Source organism: Nocardiopsis sp. NPDC055824 (genome assembly GCF_053616335.1).
The window spans coordinates 1-21,674 of sequence record NZ_JBSHDN010000103.1 but is presented as its reverse complement, the minus strand read 5'-3'; the positions used below and the strand labels follow the sequence as shown (position 1 = coordinate 21,674).

Below are 21,674 nucleotides of genomic sequence, written 5' to 3'. Positions count from 1 at the left end.
CTACTGCCGGGGCCCCGCCCGGAGGCGGGGCAGCCCTGTCCCTACAGCCTAGGCCGTTCGGTGGGCGGGCCCCGCTCAGCGCACCGGCGCCGCCCCGGGGGGACGGCGCCGCGGCCGCCTCCCCCGCCCCGTGCCCGGCGGATCGGGGGGGCACGCGCCGCCGGTGTCCGGACCGCCCCGTGGCGCTCCTCACACCCTGTCCCGTCCGGGGCCCGCCCGGGCCCCGGACGGGGAGGCCCCGGCTACTCCCGGCCGGCGTTGAGCGCCCTGGCGTGCTCCTGGAGGGAGCGCACCCCGACGTCGCCGCGCACGCGCGCCTCGATGGCCTGGACGGCCGCGGCCAGCCCCTGCACGGTGGTGACGCTGGGCACGCCGCGCACCACCGCGGCGGTGCGGATCTCGTACCCGTCCAGACGCGGCCCGGCCTGGCCGGCGCTGCCGAACGGGGTGTTGACGATGAGGTCCACCCCGCCCTCGTGGATGAGCTGCACGATCGTGCGCTCCCCGTTGGGGCCGGGGCCCGCGCTGTGCTTGCGCACGACGGTGGCGCGCACGCCGTTGCGGCGCAGCACCACGGCGGTGCCCTCGGTCGCGAGGATGTCGAAGCCCAGGTCGGCGAGCCGCTTGACCGGGAAGATCATCGAGCGCTTGTCGCGGTTGGCCACGGAGACGAACACCTTGCCCCGGGTGGGCAGGGAGCCGTTCACGGCCAGCTGGGACTTGGCGTAGGCGGCGCCGAACTCGACGTCCAGGCCCATGACCTCGCCCGTGGAGCGCATCTCGGGGCCGAGGATGGTGTCGACCCCCTCGCCCTCCTTGTCGATGAACCGGTTGAACGGCAGCACGGCCTCCTTGACCGACACCGGGGCGTCGGCGGGCAGGTCGCCCCCGTCGCCGGTGGCGGGCAGCATGCCCTCGGCGCGCAGGTCCGCGATGGACGTGCCCGCCATGACGCGGGCGGCGGCCTTGGCGAGCGGCACCGCGGTCGCCTTGGACACGAACGGCACGGTGCGGGAGGCGCGCGGGTTGGCCTCCAGCACGTTGAGCACGCCCGAGGCCAGCGCGTACTGGACGTTGATCAGGCCGCGCACGCCGGTGCCGCGGGCGATCGCCTCGGTGGAGTAGCGGATGCGCTCGATGTCCTCCTGCCCCAGGGTGATCGAGGGCAGGGTGCAGGCCGAGTCGCCGGAGTGGATGCCGGCCTCCTCGATGTGCTCCATGACCCCGCCCAGGTACAGGTCGGTGCCGTCGTAGATCGCGTCCACGTCGATCTCGATCGCGTCGTCCAGGAAGCGGTCGATGAGCACCGGGTGCTCGGGGCTGACCTGGGCGTTGCGCTCGATGTAGTCGGCGAGCATCGTCTCGCTGTAGACGATCTCCATGCCCCGGCCGCCCAGCACGTAGGAGGGGCGGACCATGACGGGGTAGCCGATCTCGTCCGCCGCGGCCTTGGCCTCGGCGAAGGAGTAGGCGGTGCCGTACTTGGGTGCGGGCAGCCCCGCCTCGGCGAGGACCTTGCCGAACTCGCCGCGGTCCTCGGCCAGGTCGATGGCCTCGGGGCTGGTGCCGATGATGGGCACCCCGTTCTCCTTGAGCCGGCGGGCCAGCCCGAGGGGGGTCTGGCCGCCCAGCTGGACAATGACCCCGGCGACCGTGCCGCTGAGCTGCTCGGCGCGGACGACCTCCAGCACGTCCTCCAGGGTGAGCGGCTCGAAGTAGAGCCGGTCGCTGGTGTCGTAGTCGGTGGAGACGGTCTCGGGGTTGCAGTTGACCATCACGGTCTCGTACCCGGCCTCGGAGAGGGCGAAGGAGGCGTGGACGCAGGAGTAGTCGAACTCGACGCCCTGGCCGATGCGGTTGGGCCCCGAGCCCAGGATGATGATCTTGGGCTTGTCGCCGTCGGGGACCTCGGTCTCCTCGTCGTAGCTGGAGTACAGGTACGGCGTCCGGGCGGCGAACTCGGCGGCGCAGGTGTCCACGGTCAGGTAGACGGGGTGGATGCCGAGGGCGTGGCGGAGTTCGCGGACGACGTCCTCGCTCCGGCCGGTGATCTCGCCGATCTGGAGGTCGGAGAAGCCGAGGCCCTTGACCTCGCGGAGCAGGTCGGCGTCGAGCTTGGGCGCCTCGGCGAGGACGCGCGCCGCCTCCTCCAGCCGGAGCATCTGGTCCAGGAACCACGGGTCGATCCTCGTGGACTCGTGGAGCTCCTCGACGGTGGCCCCGGCGCGGAAGGCCTGCTGGACCTGGCGCAGCCGGTGCTCGGTGGGGACGGCGGCCCTGCGGAGGAGCTCGTCCTTGTCACCGGGGCTGCCCGCCCAGGTCAGCCCCACCCCGGCCTTCTCCAGCGAGCGCATGGCCTTCTGGAGGGCTTCGGGGAAGGACCGGCCGATGGCCATGGCCTCGCCCACCGACTTCATCGTGGTGGTGAGGGTGGGGTCGGCCCCGGGGAACTTCTCGAAGGCGAACCGCGGGACCTTGACGACCACGTAGTCGAGCGTGGGCTCGAAGCTGGCCGGGGTCTCCTTGGTGATGTCGTTGGGGATCTCGTCGAGGGTGTAGCCGACGGCGAGCTTGGCGGCGATCTTGGCGATCGGGAAGCCCGTGGCCTTGGAGGCCAGGGCGGAGGACCGCGAGACCCGGGGGTTCATCTCGATGACGATGACCCGGCCGGTGGTGGGGTGGACGGCGAACTGGATGTTGCAGCCGCCGGTGTCCACGCCGACCTCGCGGATGACCGCGATGCCGAGGTCGCGGAGCTCCTGGTACTCGCGGTCGGTGAGGGTCATGGCGGGGGCGACGGTGATCGAGTCGCCGGTGTGCACGCCCATGGGGTCGAGGTTCTCGATGGAGCAGACCACCACGACGTTGTCGTTGGTGTCGCGCATGAGCTCCAGCTCGTACTCCTTCCAGCCGAGGATGGACTCCTCCAGGAGCACCTCGGTGGTCGGGGAGAGCGCGAGGCCCTGTCCGGCGATGCGGCGCAGCTCGGTCTCGTTGTGCGCGAAGCCGGAGCCCGCGCCGCCCATGGTGAAGGAGGGGCGCACGACGACCGGGTAGTTCAGCGCCTCGGCGGCGTCCAGGCACTCCTGGAGGGTGTGGCAGATGCGCGAGCGGGCGGACTCGCCGCCGATGCGCTCGACGATGCGCTTGAAGCTCTCGCGGTCCTCGCCGGACTGGATGGCGTCGATGTTGGCACCGATGAGCTCGACGCCGTACTTGTCCAGGATCCCGGCCTCGTGCAGGGAGACGGCGGCGTTGAGCGCGGTCTGCCCGCCCAGGGTGGGCAGGAGCGCGTCGGGGCGCTCCTTGGCGATGATCTTCTCGATCATCTCGGTGGTGATCGGCTCGACGTACGTGGCGTCGGCGATCTCGGGGTCGGTCATGATCGTGGCCGGGTTGGAGTTGACCAGGATGACCCGCAGGCCCTCGGCCCGCAGGACACGGCAGGCCTGGGTGCCCGAGTAGTCGAACTCGGCCGCCTGCCCGATCACGATCGGGCCGGAGCCGACCACGAGGACGGATGAAAGATCACTACGGCGCGGCATGCTCTTGTTCCTCTAACTACTTGGCAGCCGGAGCGGGCTGGGCGTCGGACATCAGGGTGACGAACTCGTCGAAGAGCTCGGCGGCGTCGTGGGGGCCCGCGGCGGCCTCCGGGTGGAACTGGACGCTGAACACGGGCCGGTCCAGCAGCCGCAGGCCCTCGACGACCTGGTCGTTGAGGCCGATGTGGCTGACCTCGGCCCGGCCGTAGGGGGTGTCGAAGGGGGTGTCGAGCGGGGCGTCCACGGCGAAGCCGTGGTTCTGGCTGGTGATGGCGACCTTGCGGGTGCGGGTGTCGATCACCGGCTGGTTGACGCCGCGGTGGCCGAAGGGCAGCTTGTAGGTGCCCAGGCCCAGGGAGCGCCCCAGGATCTGGTTGCCGAAGCAGATGCCGAAGAGCGGCTTGCCCGCGTCCAGGACGCCGCGCATGGCGTCGACGGGGCCGTCCGCGGTGGCGGGGTCGCCGGGGCCGTTGCTGAAGAACACGCCGTCCGGGTCCAGGGCGAGGATGTCCTCCGCGGTGGCCGCGGAGGGCAGGACGGTGACCCGGCAGCCGCGCTCGGCGAGGCGCTGGGGGGTCATGGCCTTGATGCCGAGGTCGACGGCGGCGACGTGGAACCGGGTCGGGACGCCCTCGGGGGGCAGGACCTCGTAGGCGGCGTCCGTGCTGACCTCGGCGGCCAGGTCGGCGCCGGCCATGCGGGGCGCCTCCAGGACGCGGGCGAGCAGCTTCTCCGGGTCGGTCTCGACGGTGCTGACGGCCGCGCGCATGGCGCCCCGGTCGCGCAGGTGGCGGGTGAGGGCGCGGGTGCCGGTGAGGGCGATGCCGACCACGCCCTGGCGGCGCAGCTCCTCGTCCAGGGTCCGGCGGGCCCTCCAGTTGGAGGTGATGCGCGCGGGCTCGCGGACGACGTACCCGGCGACCCAGATGCGGCCGGACTCGGGGTCGTCGTCGTTGACGCCGGTGTTGCCGATGTGCGGCGCGGTCATCGTGACGATCTGGCGGTGGTACGAGGGGTCGGTGAGCGTCTCCTGGTACCCGGTCATGCCGGTGTTGAAGACGATCTCGCCGAAGGTCTCGCCGGTGGCGCCGAAGGATCGGCCGCGGAAGACCCGGCCGTCCTCGAGCACCAGAATCGCCGGTCCGCCGGTTTCCTCGGACACGTTTCCCCCCTCTGCCGCACCAGGACCGGCCTGGGCGTTCGCTGCTGTCGCTGCCGTGTTCACTTGATCTTGCCTTCCAGGACGGTGGGGGTGCCGCGCAGGAACGTGGCGCGGACCCGGCCCGGCAGGGTCATGCCCCGGAAGGGGGTGTTGCTGCTCTTGGTCGCCATGGCCGCACCGTCCACCGCGACCGGGTCGGCCGGGTCGTACAGGACGACGTTGGCGGGCTCGCCCTCCGCGAGCTCGCGGCCGTGCCCCCCGACGCGGCCGATGCGGGCCGGCGCCGCGGACATGCGGTCGGCGACCCCGGCCCAGGTGAGCAGGCCGGTGTCGACCATCGTCCTCTGCACGACCGCCAGGGCGGTCTCCAGACCGACCATGCCCATCGCGGCGGTGGACCACTCGGTCTCCTTCGCCTCCCTCGGGTGCGGGGCGTGGTCGGTGGCGACGATGTCGATGGTCCCGTCGGCCAGGCCCTCACGCAGTGCCTCCACGTCCTCGGCCGTGCGCAGGGGCGGGTTGACCTTGTAGATCGGATCGTAGCTCTCCACCAGCTCGTCGGTGAGGAGCAGGTGGTGGGGGGTGACCTCCGCGGTCACGTCGCAGCCGCGGGCCTTGGCCCAGCGGATGATGTCGACCGAGCCCTTGGTGGAGACGTGGCACACGTGCAGGCGCGAGCCGACGTGCTGGGCGAGCAGGCAGTCGCGGGCGATGATCGCCTCCTCCGCGACGGCGGGCCAGCCGGGCAGGCCGAGCCGGTCGGAGACGCGGCCCTCGTTCATCTGCGCGCCCTGGGTGAGGCGGGGCTCCTGGGCGTGCTGGGCGACGACGCCGTCGAAGGCCTTGACGTACTCCAGGGCCCTGCGCATGAGCAGGGCGTCGGAGACGCAGATGCCGTCGTCGGAGAAGACGCGCACCCGGGCGGCGGACTCGGCCATCGCGCCGATCTCGGCGAGCCGCTCCCCCGCCAGGCCCACGGTGACGGCGCCGACCGGGCGCACGTCGCAGTAGCCGGCCTCGCGGCCCAGGCGCCAGACCTGCTCGACGACCCCCGCGGTGTCGGCGACGGGGTCGGTGTTGGCCATGGCGTGGACGGCGGTGTAGCCGCCGGCCGCGGCGGAGCGGGAGCCGGACGCGACGGTCTCGGCGTCCTCGCGCCCGGGCTCGCGCAGGTGGGTGTGCAGGTCCACCAGTCCGGGCAGGGCGACCAGTCCGGTCGCGTCGACGGTCTCGGCCCCCTCGGGGGCCTCCAGGTCGGGGCCGATCGCGGTGATCAGGCCGTCGGCCATGAGGATGTCGACGGGGTCCCCGCCGAGCGGGCGGGCGCCGCGGATCAGGTGCGGTCCGTTGGTGTCGGGCATGGCGGTGGTGACTTCCTCGTGTTCTCGGGTGGAGGCGTGGTTCGCGCGGGCGCCGGCGGGAGGGCGCTCACCGCGCGGGGCCGGCTCGGGCGCCGGCGGGCGCCGGCCCCCGGGGCGCCGGTCGCGGGACGGGGCGGCGTCTCCCGGGGAGGGCGCGGGCTAGGAGCCGCCGAGCAGCAGGTAGAGCACGGCCATGCGCAGGCTGACGCCGTTGGCGACCTGCGCGGTGACGGTGCACCGGGGCGAGTCGGCGACCTCGGCGGCGATCTCCATGCCGCGGACCATCGGTCCGGGGTGCATGACGATGGCGTGCTCGGGCATCCGGGCCAGGCGCGCGCCGTCGAGGCCGTAGTTGCGGCTGTACTCGCGCACGGACGGGAAGAACGAGTCGCGCATGCGCTCGGCCTGCACACGGAGCATCATCACGACGTCGGACTTGGGCAGCACGTCGTCGAGGTCGTAGGAGACCTCGCACGTCCAGGTGTCCACCGAGACCGGCAGCAGGGTGGGCGGCGCGACCAGGGTGACGTGGGCCCCCAGGGTGGTGAGCAGCAGGACGTTGGAGCGCGCGACGCGGCTGTGCAGGATGTCGCCGACGACGGCCACCCTGAGGCCGTCCAGGCGCCCCAGCCGCTCGCGCATCGTGTACGCGTCGAGCAGTGCCTGGGTGGGGTGCTCGTGGGTGCCGTCGCCCGCGTTGAGGACGGAGCCGTCCACCCAGGTGGCGAGGCGGTGGGCGGCCCCCGAGGCGCTGTGCCGGATGACGACGGCGTCGGCCCCCATGGCCTGGAGGGTCAGCGCGGTGTCCTTGAGGCTCTCGCCCTTGGAGACGCTGGAGCCCTTGGCCGAGAAGTTGATGACGTCGGCGGACAGGCGCTTGGCGGCGAGCTCGAAGGAGGTGCGGGTGCGCGTGGAGTCCTCGTAGAAGAGGTTGACGACGGTGCGGCCGCGCAGGGTCGGGAGCTTCTTGACGGAGCGGTCGCCGACCTGGGCGAGTTCGGCCGCGGTGTCCAGGACGAGGGTGGCCTCGTCCCTGCTGAGGTCTCCGGTGGAGAGCAGGTGGCGCATCAGGCGTTCCCCTCGGTGGAGCCGGGGCGGGGGCCGGGGGCCCCGGGTCGGAGGCCTCCGTCCCGGGAGGCGCCGGACGGGGGCCGCGAGGGGCCGAGCAGGACCGCGTCGTGTCCGTCGGTCTCCTCCAGGCGCACGGTGACGTTCTCGCGCAGGGAGGTGGGCAGGTTCTTGCCCACGTAGTCGGCGCGGATGGGCAGTTCGCGGTGGCCCCGGTCCACGAGCACGGCGAGCTGGACGGCGCGGGGCCGGCCCAGGTCGCCGAGGGCGTCGAGGGCGGCGCGCACGGTGCGGCCGGAGAAGAGCACGTCGTCCACGAGGACGACGACGCGGTCGTCGAGTCCGCCGCCGGGGATCTCGGTCCTGCCGAGGGCGCGCACGGGGGCCGATCTGAGGTCGTCGCGGTACATCGTGATGTCGAGGGAGCCGACGGGGACGGCGAGGTCCTCGACGCGTCCGATGCGCTGCGCCAGGCGCCGGGCGAGCGGGACACCGCGGGAGGGGATGCCCAGGAGGGTGACGTCCCCGCCGCCCTTGGTGCGTTCGAGCACCTCGTGGGCGATGCGGGTCAGAGCCCGGTTGATCTCGTTGCCGTCGAGGACGGCGCGGGTGCCGTCGGGCACCTCGGGTGACGGTTCGGCGACGCCTTCGGCATCACCTTGCGTCGACTTTCGGACACGCAAAGCAGTGACCCCTTCCCTGCCTCACAGAACAGGTCGTTAAAGGATGTCGATCGGCCCCACGCTACCAGCGGCGATCGGGTCACCCGAGGGGCGGTCCGAGGTCGAAAACGGCCAATGTGACTCTGGTCACACTATTGAGGGGACTCTCATCGCCCAGGAGTGGCCATATCGCCACGCAGTGGATACGACCACAGAATAGTTGAAAGGTGAAATTCCCTGTAGAAACGGGCTTTGTGGACCAGCGCGACGCCCCTCTCGTCCCGAACCGTCCGGACATGAGAGGAGTCTCACTTACGCACGGTTTGGCCACCGATTAGTCGCGTTTCACACCAACGGCTTGACCTGGGGGGCAGACCCCCCTACCGTCACTGTCTGTAACCACTACCGGGTGGGGTTGCACCCCGTGACCATCCGCTGAGCCGCACAGGCGGTTCGCCGAGTACGAGCGGACGTCCCCCCACCACGCCAGCCACCGTCACGGCCGGGAGCGACAAGAACATGCCATCCGAATACGCCAAGTCCCTCGGTGCGCGACTGCGCGCCATCCGCACCCAGCAGGGCCTGTCCCTGCACGGGGTGGAAGAGAAGTCCCACGGACGCTGGAAGGCCGTCGTGGTCGGCTCCTACGAGCGCGGCGACCGCGCCGTCACCGTCCAGAAGCTGGCCGAGCTGGCCGACTTCTACGGGGTCCCCATGTCGGAGCTGCTGCCGGGCGGCGCCGCGCCGACGCCTCTGGGCCCGACACCCAAGCTGGTGATCGACCTGGAGCGCATGCAGCAGCTGCCGCAGGAGAAGGCAGGACCGCTCTCCCGCTACGTCGCCACCATCCAGAGCCAGCGCGGCGACTACAACGGGCGCGTGCTGTCCATCCGCCAGGAGGACCTGCGTTCACTCGCGGTCATCTACGACAAGTCGCCCGGCGACCTGACCGAGGAGCTGATCAACTGGGGGGTCCTCGACCCCGAGGCGCGCCGCGCGGTCGACGCCTTCTAGGGACCGGGGAACACACGAAGGTCGCACCCGCTCGACGAGAACCGGCACCCCGCGGGGCGCCGGTTCTCGTCGTGTCCGGGCCGGCGCAACGGCGCGGCCGGGCGTGGGGCTTCCCCTCCCCAACCCGGCCGCGCCGCACTCCGCCGGGCGGACCCGGCGGAAGTAAATCGAACTCCTGTTCGATAGAAACCAGTTAACCCCAGCCCGTCCGACCCGTCAAGGTCCCCCGCGCCGAGGGCGCGTCGGCGGCCCGTGCCCTAAAATCGGGCTGTGGTAGCCGATACCGAGTTGCGCGAACTGGCGCCGCCCGCCTTCACGCACGCCGTCCCCGCGCTGCTCCGGGTGTACGAGGCCGCCATGCGCCCGCCGCCCGAGCAGCTGCCCGGCCGCGCGGCCGTCATGAACGGCCACGCCTACTACCCTGGCTTCCGCGCCGTGGTCGCGCTCCGCGACGGGCGCCCCGTCGGCTTCGCCTACGGCTTCCACGGCGTGCGCGGCCAGTGGTGGCACGACATGGTCGCCGAGGGGCTGCACGCCGGCGGGCGGGCGCGCCAGGCGCGCCGCTACCTCGCCGACCCCCTGGAGATCGCCGAGGTGCACGTCCACCCCGAGGCGCAGAACCAGGGCGTGGGACGGGCCGTGCTCCACGCCCTGTGCGAGGGGCGCGGTGAGCGCACCGCCGTCCTGTCCACGCGGACGGGGCCGTCGGCGGCGCGCCACCTCTACCGCTCGTGCGGGTTCACCGAGGTGCTGGAGGACTTCGCCTTCCCGGGCAGCCCCGACCAGCCCTTCTCGATCATGGCCGCGCGTCTGCCCCTGACGGGCTCCGGCGACCGGAGACCTCACGGAAGATCTGCCTGGTGGCCTTGGACTGGTTCGAGGTGATGAAGTGGATGCCCGGCGCGCCCTCGTCGAGCAGGCGCTCGCACATGCGCTGGGCGTGCTCGATGCCGAAGGCCCGCACCGCCTCGGCGTCGTCGCCGAAGGACTCGAACCGCTCCGCCAGGGCGCGCGGGAAGGGGGCCCCGGAGAGCTTCTCCGAGCGCGGGATGAAGGACGAGCGGACCACGGGGAACACCTCGGGGATGATCGGCACCTCGCACCCCCGGGCCGCCACGCGGTCGCGCAGCCGCAGGTAGTCCTCCGGGTCGAAGAACATCTGGGTGATGGCGTAGTCGGCGCCCGCCTCGCACTTGCGCACGAAGTGGTCGGTGTCGGTCTCCACGTCGGCCGAGCGCGGGTGCTTGTACGGAAACGCGGCCACGCCCACGCAGAAGTCGCCGCTGTCCTTGAGGAGGCGGACGAGCTCCTCGGTGTAGGTCAGCCCCTCGGGGTGGCTGACCCACTCGCCGTCGGGGTCGCCGGGGGGGTCGCCGCGCACGGCGAGCATGTTGGAGACGCCGGCGTCCGCGAAGCGCCCGATGAGGTGGCGCAGCTCGGCGACGGAGTGGTCGACGAGCGTCATGTGCGCCACCGGCAGCAGGGTGGTGTCGGTGGCGATGCGCTCGGTCGTCTCCACGGTCAGCCCGCGCGTGCTGCCGCCCGCGCCGTAGGTGACCGAGACGAAGGACGGGCCGAGTGCCTCGATCTCCCGGATCGCGCGCCACAGCCGCTCCTGCGACTGGGGCGTGCGCGGTGGGAAGAACTCGAAGGAGAACATCGGCTCGCCCGCGTTGAGGAGTTCGCGGATATGACGCGGCCTGGGGGCCGGGCTTCGGGGCGCCACGGGGCGTGTCGGTGCTGCCAGCATGTGCACCAGCTTAGGCGAAGCGCACTCACGGACAGGGACCGGCGTCCCACAGTGCGAGACCGTGTCCGGGCCGTCCGGCGCGGGGCGCGCCCGGTGGGGCGCGGACCCGCCCGCCCCGGCGGAGCGGGTCGGCCGAACCGGGGTGAGGACGCCCCGAACAGCCGATAACGTGCAGGACATGGCCCCTTCCTCTTCTTCCACTTCCGCACTCTCCCCGTCCGTCTTCGCGGCCCGCCCCGCGGTGGACCGCGAGCTGGCCGGGTTCGGCGCCGCGCACCGCGAGCTGGTCCTGGGGATCGGCGAGGAGCTGGCACCCGCCATGGACGCCCTGGAGGCGATGCTCTCCGGCGGCAAGCGCCTGCGCCCGACCTTCTGCTACTGGGGGTGGAGGGGCGCCGGGGGCGCCGCCGACGACGAGCGGCTGATCCGTGCCGCCGCGTCCCTGGAGTACCTCCAGGCGTGCGCGCTCATCCACGACGACGTGATCGACAACAGCGACACCCGCCGCGGGCTGCCCGCCACCCACAAGCGGCTGGCCGGGCTGCACGCCGACCAGGGGTGGGGCGGCGACGGCGACGGGTTCGGCCGGGGGGCGGCGATCCTCATCGGCGACCTGTGCCTGGTCTGGTCGGACGAGATGTACCAGGCCAGCGGGTTCCCGCCGGAGGTGCTGCGGGACGGTCGGCGCCCCTTCGACGCGATGCGCACGGAGGTGATGGCCGGGCAGTACCTGGACACCCTGGAGCAGGTGCGCAGCACGGGCACCCGCGAGGCCGCCCTGCGCGTGATGCGGTACAAGTCGGCCAAGTACACGGTGGAGCGCCCCCTGCACCTGGGTGCGGCCCTGGCGGGCCGGTACGAGGAGCTGGCGGGGGTCTACACGGACTACGGCCTCCCGCTGGGCGTGGCCTTCCAGCTGCGCGACGACGTCCTCGGCGTGTTCGGCGACCCGTCCACCACGGGCAAGCCCGCCGGCGACGACCTGCGCGAGGGCAAGCGGACACTCATCGTCGCCGAGACGCTGGCCCGCACCGGGGCCGCCGACGGCGAGCGCTTCGCCTCCCTGCTGGGCGACCCCGACCTGTCGGTGGACGCGGTCGAGTGGATGTGCGGGCTGATCGAGGGCTCGGGCGCGCTGCGTGCCTGCGAGGACCTCGTCGAGGAGTACGCCGGACAGGCCGTGGCCGCCCTGGACAGCCCCGAGCTGGACGCGGACGCCCGCGAGCCGCTGCGCGCCCTGGTGGTGGCGGCGACCGCGCGCACCCACTGAACCCGGCCCTTAGGGGATATTCAGGGGTTTCCCAGCGCAAAAGTACGTTGTGCCCGACTTCGTCCTCCGGTTGAATCGTCGAAAGACCTAGCGCGACCGGAGGACACCCCATGTCTGGGCACACCGTCTCACGAGGCCCGACGGACGCGGGTGAACGGGCGCTCGCCCCCGACCTGGCACGCGGGTTCATGCTCCTGTTCATCGCGATCGCCAACACCGTCTGGTACCTGTGGGCCGTCCCCATGGGCGGCCTGAGCGCCCACCCGGAGCCCGGGGGCGTGCTGGACGCGGCGGCGCAGTTCTTCACCGTCGTCGCGGTCGACGGGCGCAGCTACCCGATGTTCGCGTTCCTGTTCGGCTACGGCATGGTGCAGCTCGCGCGGCGCCAGGAGGCCGCGGGAGCGGACGCGGGGGCCGTCGACGCGCTGCTGCGCCGCCGCAACCTGTGGCTGCTCGCGTTCGGCCTCGTGCACGCGCTGCTGCTGTGGATGGGCGACGTCCTGGGCGCCTACGGACTGGCCGGCCTGCTCCTGGGCTGGCTGTTCCTGCGCCGCAGGGACACCACCCTGCTGGTGTGGGCCGGGCTCCTGACCGGCCTCATGCTGCTGCTGTCGGCCGCCAGCCTGGTCGGCCTGGCGCTCATGCCCGCGGACCAGCCCGCGATGGCGGGTCCGGGCATGGACGACATGGCCTTCAACATCGGCAACCCCTCGATCCTGGGCGCCGCGATCGGGCGGCTGTCGGTGTGGCCGCTCATCGTGCTCGGCCAGGGCCTGCTCGGCCTGACCGTGCCCACGGCGATCCTGCTCGGCTTCTGGGCGGCGCGCCGCCGGATCCTGGAGGAACCGGGCCGCCACCTGGTCCTTCTGCGGCTGACGGCCGCCGCCGGCATCTCCCTCGGGTGGCTGGGCGGCCTCCCCTCCGCGCTCGTCCAGGTCGGGGCGTGGGACCTGACCGTCTCCCAGGGCGGCATGCTGGCCCTGCCCCACATGGTGACCGGCCTGGCCTGCGGCGTCGGCTACGTGGCGCTGATCGCCCTGGTCGCCCACCGGATCCAGGCGGGGGGCCGCGGGCCCGGCCCGGTGGTGACCGCCCTGAGCGCGACCGGCAAGCGGTCGCTGTCGGCGTACCTCGCCCAGTCGGTCCTGTGCGCGCCGGTCCTGACCGCCTGGGGGCTGGGGGTCGCGGCCCACCTGTCGCCGTGGTCGATGTTCCTGTTCGCGGTGGGGGTCTGGCTGGTCACGGTGGCCGGCGCGTACGCGCTGGAGCGCGCGGGCAGGCGGGGCCCGGCCGAGGTGCTGCTGCGCCGGCTGGCCTACCGGAGGACCGGACGGGGGTCGTCGGAGGGCGCCCCCGGAGGCGACGGCGCAGGCCCTCCCTCGGGGCCCGGCGAGGGGAAGGGCCAAGAGCGCACCACCCCCTGACCCGGAGGCGCAAAAAGCCGCGTGCCGGTGAGTGCCCGGCAGGCCCTCGTACCTCAGGATGGGGTGTCATGGGCGACGATCACATGACAAACCACACCATAGGTGTGACCGGGGCGACCGGGGCGCTGGGCGGGCGGGTGGCAGCCCGGATCGCACGGCTCGGATTGGCGCAGCGCCTCGTCGTGCGCGACATCAACCGGGCGCCGGAGTACCCGGGCAGCACCGCGGCGATGGCGGCCTACGAGGACACGGCGGGCTTCGAGCGGGCCTGCCGGGGTGTGGACACACTGTTCCTGGTCTCGGCGACCGAGTCCGAGGACCGGATGGACGTCCACCTGAGCGCGGTGGACGGGGCGGTCCGCGCGGGGGTGTCCCGGATCGTCTACCTGTCCTTCCTGGGGGCTGGTCCGGCCGCCACGTTCACGTTCGCGCGCACGCACTTCTACACCGAGGCCCACATCAGGTCGACGGGGGTGCGGTACACGTTCCTGAGACCCAGCCTGTACCTGGACCTGCTGCCCGGCTGGGTGGGGGACGACGGCGTGGTGCGCGGCCCGGCCGGCGACGGCCGGGTCGCGTGGGTGTCCCGGGACGACGTGGCGGACGTGGCGACGGCGGTGCTGACCGACCCGGCGACCGCGCTCGCCTCGGAGGACACGACCCACGACGTCACCGGCCCGGAGGCCCTGACCCTCGGAGCCACGGTCGACAAGCTGGGCACGCTCACCGGCCGCTCCGTCCGCTACGTGCCGGAGACCTGGGAGGAGGCGCTGGAGTCGCGCCGCGCCACCGGCGCCCCGGAGTGGGCCGTCGAGGGGTGGGCCTCGTCGTACGCCGCGATCGCCGCGGGTGAGCTCGACGAGGTCGCCCCGACGGTGCCCAAGCTGACCGGCCACCCGGCCCAGTCCATCGAGGGGTTCCTCCGGCGCCATCCGAGCGCCCTGTCGCACGTCGGGGTCTGACCACCGCCCGCCCGCCACCGCCGCGCCCCGTGCGCGGCGGTTTCGTCGTCCCGGGGACTTCTCCCGCACCTGGACTTGACCTCAATATTAGTTGAGGTACCAGGCTGGGCACCGCCGGCGGAGAGCACGGCGCGACAGCGAGGAGATCCGGTATGCGAGCGGTACGGGTGGACGGGTTCGGCGGCCCCGAGGTCCTGGTGGCCCGGGAGGTGCCCGAACCGGAGCCGGGGCCCGGGCAGGTCGTGGTGGAGGTGGCGGCGTCCAACGTGATGTACCTGGACACGCTGGTCCGCAGCGGATGGGGGCTGGACCACTTCCCGGTGGAGCCCCCGTACGTGCCGGGCGCGGGGGTGGCCGGGACCGTGGTCCGGGTCGGCGAGGGGGTGGCCCCGGAGAGGGTCGGCGCGCTGGTCGTCACCGACACCGGCCGTGCCGCCCCGGAGGGGGGCGAGCCCGTGCCCCCCTTCGGCGGGTACGCCCAGCGGGTCGCCGTCCCGGCGTCGGGACTGGTCGACGTCCCGGAGGGCCTGGCCCCGGAGCAGGCGCTGGCACTCCTGCACGACGGGCCCACCGCCCTCTCGCTGGAGCGCAGCGGCGGGTTCGGCCCGGGCACGTGGGTGCTCGTGCTGGCGGCGACGGGCGGGGCCGGCAGCCTGGCGGTCCAGCTCGCCGCCGCGGCCGGGGCGCGCGTCGTGGGCGCCGCCCGGGGCCCGGAGAAACTGGCCCTCGCCCGTGAGATGGGGGCGGAGGCGGTCGTGGACTACTCCGAGCCCGGATGGGTGGAGCGGGTCCGCGAGGCCACCGGCGGCGCGGGCGCCGACGTGGTCCTGGACGGGAGCGGCGGCGACCTCGGCGAGGCGGCGTTCGGCGCCGTGGCCGACGGCGGACGCTTCCTCTCCTACGGCTCCGCGGGGGGCCGCTTCTCCGAGGTGGACGCCGGGGAGGCGGAGCGCCGCGGGATCGAGGTGTTCGGCCTCTTCGACCTGGAGGACGGGAAGGAGGGTCGGAGCGGCGCCGTGCGCCGGATCCTGGAGATGGCCCGCTCCGGGCGCGTGAGACCGCATGTGGGGCTGACGCTGCCCCTGGAGCGGGCGGAGGAGGCCCACCGGGCGCTGGAGGAGCGCCGGGTCCTGGGCAAGGTGCTCCTCGTGCCGTGAGGCCGGTGGGGCGACCACCGGCCGGGCGCGGGCGGCCGCGCCGTCGGGGACGGGGCCGACTGCGGGGCCGCCCCCTCCCCCGGGGGCGGGGCGGCGTCCTCGCCCTCCCGGGGTCCGGCGGGGCCGGGGGCGCCGCTCAGCCCCCGGTGCGGGCGGTCAGGCGCTCGCGCAGCCCGGCCGCGGCGGCCCGGGGGTCCTCGGCCTCGGTGATCGCGCGCACGACCACGACCCGGCGGGCGCCCGCCTCCACCACCGCGTCGATGTTGGTCGCGTCGATCCCGCCGATGGCGAACCACGGGCGGTCCGTGCCCAGCGCCGCGGCGCGTTCGACCAGGGACAGGCCCGCCGCGGGGCGGCCCGGCTTGGTGGGGGTGGCCCAGGTGGGGCCGACGCAGAAGTAGTCGCTCCCGGCCTCCTCGGCGGAGGAGGAGGCGGCCGCGATGTCGTTGTTGGAGCGGCCGATCACGGGGTCCGCCCCGATGATGTCGCGGGCCATGGGCACCGGCAGGTCGCGCTGGCCCAGGTGCAGGACGTCGGCGCGCACCGCGCGGGCGATGTCCGCGCGGTCGTTCACCGCGAGCAGGGCCCCGTGCCGCTCACAGGCCTCCCGCATGACCTCCAGGGCCGCGATCTCCTCGCGGGCCTCCAGCCCCTTGTCCCGGAGCTGGATGATGTCCACCCCTCCGGCCAGGGCCGCGTCGGTGAACTCGGCGAGATCACCGCGCCCGGTCCGGGCGTCGGTGCACAGGTACAGAAGGGATGCGTCCAGGCGCTTGCGCAGGCTGGTTCCGTGGCTGGTCCTCACCCCGCCCACCCTAGGCCCTCGCCGGCCGGCCCCCGAGGGGAGGCCGCCCGACGGCGCGCCGCGCCCCGGGCCGTGTTCCGCGGATCGTTCCGGGCCCGCGTCCGCCGACGCCCGCCGAGAGCGTCCGCGGACCACGCGCTAGAAGGCCATGCTCTGGGCGCGGCGGCGCACCTCGGTGCCCCGGTTCTCCCGCATCGCCTGGATGGGCGTGCCCGGCAGGGTGTCGTCGGGGGTGAAGAGCCAGCGCAGGGCCTCCTCCGTGGAGAAGCCCGCGTCGGTCAGCAGCACCAGGGTCCCGGGCAGCCCCTTGACGAGGTCGTCGCCGTCGATGAAGGCGGCGGGGACGGACAGCTGCCCTCCGCGGACCACACCCATCATGCGGTTCTCGCGGATCAGGGTCTTGATCCGGTTGGGGCTCACGCCGAGCGGCGCGGCCGCCTCCTTCAGGGTCAGCCACTCGCCGACCAGCGTGTCTATGTCGATGTCGCTTCGTGTCACCCTCCCAATCTGCCACATCCGCACGGGGCCCGGACACCTTCCGGCGCCGCGGGGGCCGGGCGCCGTGGAGATCCCCACCACTGCCACGCATTCCGGGAGGAGGTTCTAGGATGGGGACAGACCTCTGCACATCCCGCGGGAGCCGGGTGGGACCCGGCTGAGAGGGAGGCTGTGAGCCTCCGACCGCACGAACCTGATCCGGGTCATGCCGGCGAAGGGAGTGGGAACAGCGCCGTGCGCACGAAGAACGATCCCCGCCGCGAAACGATTCGTCCTACCGGTGGCGGCCCCGGGGACGCGCCGGAGCGGACCGTCGTCGTGGTCGGCGGCGGCCTCGTGGGGAGGGTCACCGCCTGGCGGGCCGCCCAGGAGGGCCTCCGCGTCACCCTGGTCGAACCCGACCCCGTGACCGGCCCCGCCGGTGCCCGTGCCGCCTCCACCGTCGCGGCGGGCATGCTCACCCCGGCCACCGAGGCCGTGTTCGGCGAGGAGCCCCTCATGGAGTTCGGGGTCCGCTCCGCGGGCATGTACCCCGGGTTCGTCGCCGAGCTGGAGGCCGCCGGCGGGATCCGCGTGGGCTACCGCACCACCGGGACCCTCCTGGTGGCCTTCGACCGCGACGACATGGCCGTCCTCACCGACCTGCACCGGCTCCAGGAGCGCCTGGGCATCGCCACCGAGCGCCTGACGAGCCGCGAGTGCCGCCGGCTGGAGCCGGTGCTCGCCCCGTCCGTGCGCGGCGGCGTGCTCGCTCCCGACGACCACTCCGTCGACCCCCGGCTGCTGCTGCGCGCCCTGGCCGCGGCGGGCGGACGCGCGGGAGTCACCGAGACCGCCGGTCGGGCGGAGGAGGTCACGGCCCCCGGCCCCGGGGGCGCCCGGCTGGGCGTGCGCCTGGACGACGGCCGGGTCCTGCCCGCCCACCAGGTCGTCCTGGCCGCAGGCTGCTGGAGCGACCGCGTCAAGGTGCCCGAACCGGTGGTGCCGCCGCTGCGCCCGGTCAAGGGCCAGCTCCTGCGCGCCCGGGTGCCGGCCGGCGAGCCGCCCCTCGTCGGCCGCACGGTCCGGGGCCTGGTGAGGGGCTTCACCACCTACCTGGTGCCGCGCGCCGACGGAGAGGTGGTCATCGGCGCCACCCAGGAGGAGCTCGGCTACGACACCTCGCTCACCGCCGGGGGCCTCTGGCAGGTCCTGCGGGACGCGCGCGAGCTCGTCCCGGGGGTGACCGAGCTGGAGGTCACCGAGACCTGTGTGGGCCTGCGCCCGGGCTCACCGGACAACGAGCCCCTGCTGGGGCCGACCCGGGTCCCCGGCCTGCACCTGGCCGCGGGGCACTTCAGGCACGGGGTCCTGCTGACCCCGGCCACCGGGGAGGCCATGGCGCGCGCCCTCACCACGGGCGCCCTGCCGGAGTACGCGCGCAGGTTCGCCGCGGACCGGGTGTCCGGCGACGCGCACACGACGACGTGGGAGTAGGAGAGGCAGTGCAACTCATCATCAACGGCGACCTCCGCGAGTTCGCCGACGGCACGACCGTGGAGGCGGTCGTCCGCGACCTGACCGCGCCGGGCGGCGGCACGATCCCCGGCGGGATCGCCGTGGCCGTCAACGACGAGGTGGTGCGCCGGGCCGCGTGGGCGGACGGCGCGCTGGGCGCGGGCGACCGCGTGGACGTCCTCACCGCGGTCCAGGGAGGCTGAGCATGAGCGCACACGGAACCGGAGGCGTCGAGGACCCCCTGGTGATCGCCGGGACCTCCTTCGGCTCGCGGCTGATCACCGGCACCGGCGGGGCGCCCTCCCTGGAGGTCCTGGAGGAGGCCCTGGTGACCTCCGGGACCGAGCTGACCACCGTGGCCATGCGCAGGGTCTCCCCCGGCGCCCAGGGGTCGGTGTGGGACGTGCTGTCCCGCAACAGGATCCGCGCGCTGCCCAACACCGCGGGGTGCTTCACCGCGGCGGACGCGGTGCGCACCGCCCGGCTGGGACGCGAGGCCCTGGGCACGGACTGGGTGAAACTGGAGGTCGTGGCGGACGAGCACACCCTGCTGCCCGACCCGGTGGAGCTCCTGGACGCCGCCGAGCAGCTGGTGGACGAGGGGTTCACCGTCCTGCCCTACACCAACGACGACCCGGTGCTGGCCCGGCGCCTGGAGCAGCTGGGGTGCGCGGCGGTGATGCCGCTGGCCGCGCCGATCGGCTCCGGGCTGGGGATCCGCAACCCGCACAACCTCGAACTGATCGTGGAGGGCGCGGGGGTCCCCGTGATCGTGGACGCCGGGATCGGCACCGCCAGCGACGCCGCCCTCGCGATGGAGCTGGGCTGCGACGCGGTCCTGCTGGCCACGGCCGTGACCCGGGCACAGGACCCGGTGCGCATGGCCGCCGCGATGCGCGACGCCGTCCGGGCCGGCCGGGGCGCCCGCCTGGCCGGTCGCATCCCGGTGCGTCGGCACGCCCTCGCGTCGTCCCCCGCGGTGGAGTAGCGCCCCGGCGCGGCCTGCCGCCGCGCACGCCCGGGGAGGGCCGCCGACCGCGTGTCCCGTCCCTCCGGGGCGTGACGCGCCCGGGGCCGGGGCGCACGGGGCGCGTGTTCCGTCCGGGCGTGACCGGTCCCACCCTGGCCGGCCCGCCGGGACGGCCCCCGGGGCCGCGACGCCGCGGGGACCGGGCCTCCCGGTCCCCGGACCGGGGGCCCGGCGCGCACCGGTCCCGCGAGGTCCGGAGCGCCGTTCCCGGAACGTTTGGAACCGTCCCCTAACGTGGGATGGGTGTGCGGCCCGACGGAGGGCACCGCACGCTCGCCGATGAACCAGGCGCGAACGCCCGCCACCGAGGGTGGAGAGGCGCGACGCGACCGCGAACCGCGGGGCAGACCTGGCGTGGGCTTCCGCTATCGTGTCGGTTCGACACCCGGTGTCGGGTACGCGCCACCAACCGCGACAGCCCGCGCTCCCCGCAGCAAGGACACTACTCCGCCGTGGACATGACGACTTCCGACCCGCTCGTAGGCGCGACCCTCGACCGACGCTACTTCGTCGAGTCCAGGATCGCCGGAGGCGGGATGGCGACCGTCTACGTCGCCCACGACCTGAGGCTGGACCGCCGCCTGGCGCTGAAGGTGATGCACCCGTCGCTGGCACAGGACCCCACCTTCGTCCAGCGCTTCATCAACGAGGCGCACTCCGTCGCCAAGCTCTCCCACCCCAACGTCGTCCAGGTCTTCGACCAGGGTGAGGACCAGGGACACGTGTTCCTGGCGATGGAGTACGTGCCCGGCCGCACCCTGCGCGACCTGCTCAAGGCCCGCGGACGCCTGTCCCCGCACGAGGCCCTGAACGTCATGGCGTCGGTCCTGGCCGCGCTCGGCGCCGCCCACCAGGCGGGCATGGTCCACCGCGACGTCAAGCCCGAGAACGTCCTCCTCACCGAGGACGGCCGGGTCAAGGTGGCCGACTTCGGCCTGGCGCGCGCCGTGGAGCAGTCCAACCAGGGCCTCACCCGGACCGGCACCCTCATGGGCACCGCCGCCTACCTGGCGCCGGAGCAGATCGAGAAGGGCGTCGCCGACGCCCGCAGCGACGTGTACGCCGCGGGCATCATGTTCTACGAGCTGCTGACCGGCGGCCAGCCGCACACCGGCGAGACGCCCATCGCGATCGCCTACCAGCACGTCAACGAGGACGTGCCCCGCCCCTCGCACTTCCTGCCGGGCCTCCCGCCCGAGGTGGACGCGCTGGTCACCAAGGCCACCGAGCGCGACCCCCGCTACCGTCCGAGCAACGCGGGCCAGTACCTGGCCAAGGTGCTGGAGGTCCTGCACCGCCTGCCGGCCCGGGCCCCCGGCGGCGAGGCGCCGCTCGCACCCGTCGCCCCGACCGCCGCGACGGCGTCCGTCACCGCCCCCCAGCTCATCGCGGGCGGGGCGGGGCCGGGCACCGAGAACGCCACCATGGTCGTGGACATGAACAGCGCGGGGCTGCGCGACGACGGCTACGACGGGGACGACTACGACGACTACCCGGACGACCGCGACGCCCCGAGGCGCCGCGGTCTGCTGATCGGGATCGGCGCCGCCGCCCTGGCACTGGTGCTGCTCCTCACCGGCTGGTGGTTCCTCGTCGGGCGGTTCGAGTCCGTGCCGGACGTGGTGGGGCAGAGCCCCGAGGCCGCGCGCGAGGCCATCCTCGACGAGGGGCTGGTCTACACGCTCGCGGAGGAGCCCGTCTACAGCGACGCCGAGCCGGGCAGCGTCGGTCGGACCGATCCCGGACAGGGCGAGCGCCTGTCGCCCGGGGACGAGGTGACCGTGTACGTCTCCCAGGGCCCGCAGAACGTGACCATGCCCGACCTGGCGGGCGAGGACGCCGCGAACGCCCTCGCGGCGCTGGAGGACCTCGGGTTCTCCCCGGACAACCTCGAACAGGTGGACGTGGACGACGAGGACGTCCCGCCCGGCGAGGTGATCTCCACCGACCCGGAGGCGGGCGCCGAGGCCGACCGGGAGGGCACGGTCACGGTCACCGTCAGCCGCAGCATCTCCGTTCCGGCCGTGGTCGGCCAGGAGCAGGGCGCCGCCCGGACGGCCCTGGAGGAACTCGGCCTCTCCGTCAGGGTGGTCGAGGAGGAGAGCGAGGACGTCGACGAGGGCCTCGTGATCCGGCAGAGCCCGGACAACGGCGCCAGCGTGGGGGCCAACGGCGAGGTCACCCTGACCGTCTCCACCGGCCCCCCGGGCGTCACGATCCCCGACGTGGTCGGCATGCCGGTGCGGGACGCCGAGGAGGAGCTGGAGGACGCGGGCTTCGACGTGAACGTCGAGCGCGTCCTCGGCGGCAGGGTGGTCTCCCACCAGTCGCACACGGGCGAGGCGCCGGAGGGCACGGAGATCACGATCACCGCGACCCCGGGCGGCATCGACTTCGGGGACTTCGAAGAGGACGACTGACGCGCATGCCCGGGACCGGGCGTGTGGGCAGGGGCGTGCGGGCCGGACC

Annotated in this window: 18 protein-coding genes and 1 riboswitch; of the genes, 10 read left to right on the top strand and 8 right to left on the bottom strand. The window is 73.7% G+C overall.

Features of this window, described 5'->3' with window-relative positions; all coding sequences use genetic code 11:
* Positions 1–242: 242 nt before the first annotated feature.
* From carB to pyrR, 5 genes are all read right to left on the bottom strand, one after another.
* Complete coding sequence (carB, locus tag ACWGL3_RS20050) at positions 243–3,545, bottom strand: carbamoyl-phosphate synthase large subunit (RefSeq protein ID WP_267948912.1); 3,303 nt, start codon at positions 3,543–3,545, stop codon at positions 243–245.
* Positions 3,546–3,561: 16 nt separating this feature from the next.
* Positions 3,562–4,707, bottom strand: coding sequence for a glutamine-hydrolyzing carbamoyl-phosphate synthase small subunit (gene carA, locus ACWGL3_RS20045; protein ID WP_267948911.1), 1,146 nt, complete (start codon positions 4,705–4,707; stop codon positions 3,562–3,564).
* 59 nt (positions 4,708–4,766) lie between these two features.
* Positions 4,767–6,068 (bottom strand): dihydroorotase, encoded by a 1,302-nt coding sequence (locus tag ACWGL3_RS20040; protein WP_267948910.1) that lies wholly within the window; start codon positions 6,066–6,068, stop codon positions 4,767–4,769.
* A gap of 159 nt (positions 6,069–6,227) precedes the next feature.
* Positions 6,228–7,136, bottom strand: a complete 909-nt coding sequence (locus ACWGL3_RS20035; RefSeq protein ID WP_267948909.1) for an aspartate carbamoyltransferase catalytic subunit — start codon at positions 7,134–7,136, stop codon at positions 6,228–6,230.
* Positions 7,136–7,759: a bifunctional pyr operon transcriptional regulator/uracil phosphoribosyltransferase PyrR gene (pyrR, locus tag ACWGL3_RS20030; protein ID WP_267948908.1), complete on the bottom strand. Its 624-nt coding sequence runs from the start codon at positions 7,757–7,759 to the stop codon at positions 7,136–7,138. The genes ACWGL3_RS20035 and pyrR overlap by 1 nt, the downstream gene beginning before the upstream one ends.
* A gap of 558 nt (positions 7,760–8,317) precedes the next feature.
* Between pyrR and bldD the strand changes: the two genes are divergently transcribed.
* Together bldD and ACWGL3_RS20020 are read left to right on the top strand one after the other, a co-directional pair.
* A complete protein-coding gene (gene bldD, locus ACWGL3_RS20025; protein ID WP_013154123.1) occupies positions 8,318–8,812 on the top strand; it encodes a transcriptional regulator BldD in 495 nt (164 codons plus the stop codon).
* 270 nt (positions 8,813–9,082) lie between these two features.
* Entirely contained in the window at positions 9,083–9,697 is a 615-nt protein-coding gene (locus tag ACWGL3_RS20020; protein ID WP_267948907.1) for a GNAT family N-acetyltransferase, read from the top strand.
* On the opposite strand, the gene metF is transcribed toward ACWGL3_RS20020, so the two are convergent.
* Complete coding sequence (gene metF, locus ACWGL3_RS20015; RefSeq protein WP_267950308.1) at positions 9,609–10,538, bottom strand: methylenetetrahydrofolate reductase [NAD(P)H]; 930 nt, start codon at positions 10,536–10,538, stop codon at positions 9,609–9,611. The genes ACWGL3_RS20020 and metF overlap by 89 nt on opposite strands.
* A 202-nt stretch (positions 10,539–10,740) precedes the next feature.
* Here metF and ACWGL3_RS20010 point away from each other — a divergent pair, with 202 nt between their 5' ends.
* The 4 genes from ACWGL3_RS20010 to ACWGL3_RS19995 all read left to right on the top strand — a co-directional run bounded on the left by ACWGL3_RS20010 (position 10,741) and on the right by ACWGL3_RS19995 (position 15,375).
* Positions 10,741–11,832, top strand: a complete 1,092-nt coding sequence (locus tag ACWGL3_RS20010) for a polyprenyl synthetase family protein (RefSeq protein WP_267948906.1) — start codon at positions 10,741–10,743, stop codon at positions 11,830–11,832.
* 110 nt (positions 11,833–11,942) lie between these two features.
* Entirely contained in the window at positions 11,943–13,256 is a 1,314-nt protein-coding gene (locus tag ACWGL3_RS20005) for a DUF418 domain-containing protein (protein ID WP_452461660.1), read from the top strand.
* 68 nt (positions 13,257–13,324) lie between these two features.
* Entirely contained in the window at positions 13,325–14,218 is an 894-nt protein-coding gene (locus ACWGL3_RS20000) for an SDR family oxidoreductase (RefSeq protein WP_267948904.1), read from the top strand.
* Positions 14,219–14,370: 152 nt separating this feature from the next.
* Positions 14,371–15,375: a zinc-binding dehydrogenase gene (locus ACWGL3_RS19995; protein WP_267948903.1), complete on the top strand. Its 1,005-nt coding sequence runs from the start codon at positions 14,371–14,373 to the stop codon at positions 15,373–15,375.
* A gap of 136 nt (positions 15,376–15,511) precedes the next feature.
* Here ACWGL3_RS19995 and thiE read toward each other — a convergent pair whose 3' ends face one another.
* Together thiE and ACWGL3_RS19985 are read right to left on the bottom strand one after the other, a co-directional pair.
* Entirely contained in the window at positions 15,512–16,180 is a 669-nt protein-coding gene (gene thiE / locus ACWGL3_RS19990) for a thiamine phosphate synthase (protein ID WP_330157729.1), read from the bottom strand.
* Positions 16,181–16,318: 138 nt separating this feature from the next.
* A complete protein-coding gene (locus tag ACWGL3_RS19985; protein WP_267950307.1) occupies positions 16,319–16,696 on the bottom strand; it encodes an Rv2175c family DNA-binding protein in 378 nt (125 codons plus the stop codon).
* 107 nt (positions 16,697–16,803) lie between these two features.
* Positions 16,804–16,917, top strand: a riboswitch (TPP riboswitch).
* Here ACWGL3_RS19985 and thiO point away from each other — a divergent pair.
* From thiO to pknB, 4 genes are all read left to right on the top strand, one after another.
* Positions 16,913–18,154, top strand: coding sequence for a glycine oxidase ThiO (thiO, locus tag ACWGL3_RS19980; protein WP_378554912.1), 1,242 nt, complete (start codon positions 16,913–16,915; stop codon positions 18,152–18,154). Its footprint overlaps the riboswitch before it by 5 nt.
* A gap of 8 nt (positions 18,155–18,162) precedes the next feature.
* Positions 18,163–18,378 (top strand): sulfur carrier protein ThiS, encoded by a 216-nt coding sequence (thiS, locus tag ACWGL3_RS19975; protein WP_267948901.1) that lies wholly within the window; start codon positions 18,163–18,165, stop codon positions 18,376–18,378.
* 2 nt (positions 18,379–18,380) lie between these two features.
* Positions 18,381–19,163, top strand: a complete 783-nt coding sequence (locus ACWGL3_RS19970) for a thiazole synthase (protein WP_267948900.1) — start codon at positions 18,381–18,383, stop codon at positions 19,161–19,163.
* A gap of 494 nt (positions 19,164–19,657) precedes the next feature.
* Entirely contained in the window at positions 19,658–21,625 is a 1,968-nt protein-coding gene (gene pknB / locus ACWGL3_RS19965; RefSeq protein ID WP_267948899.1) for a Stk1 family PASTA domain-containing Ser/Thr kinase, read from the top strand.
* Positions 21,626–21,674 lie beyond the last annotated feature (49 nt).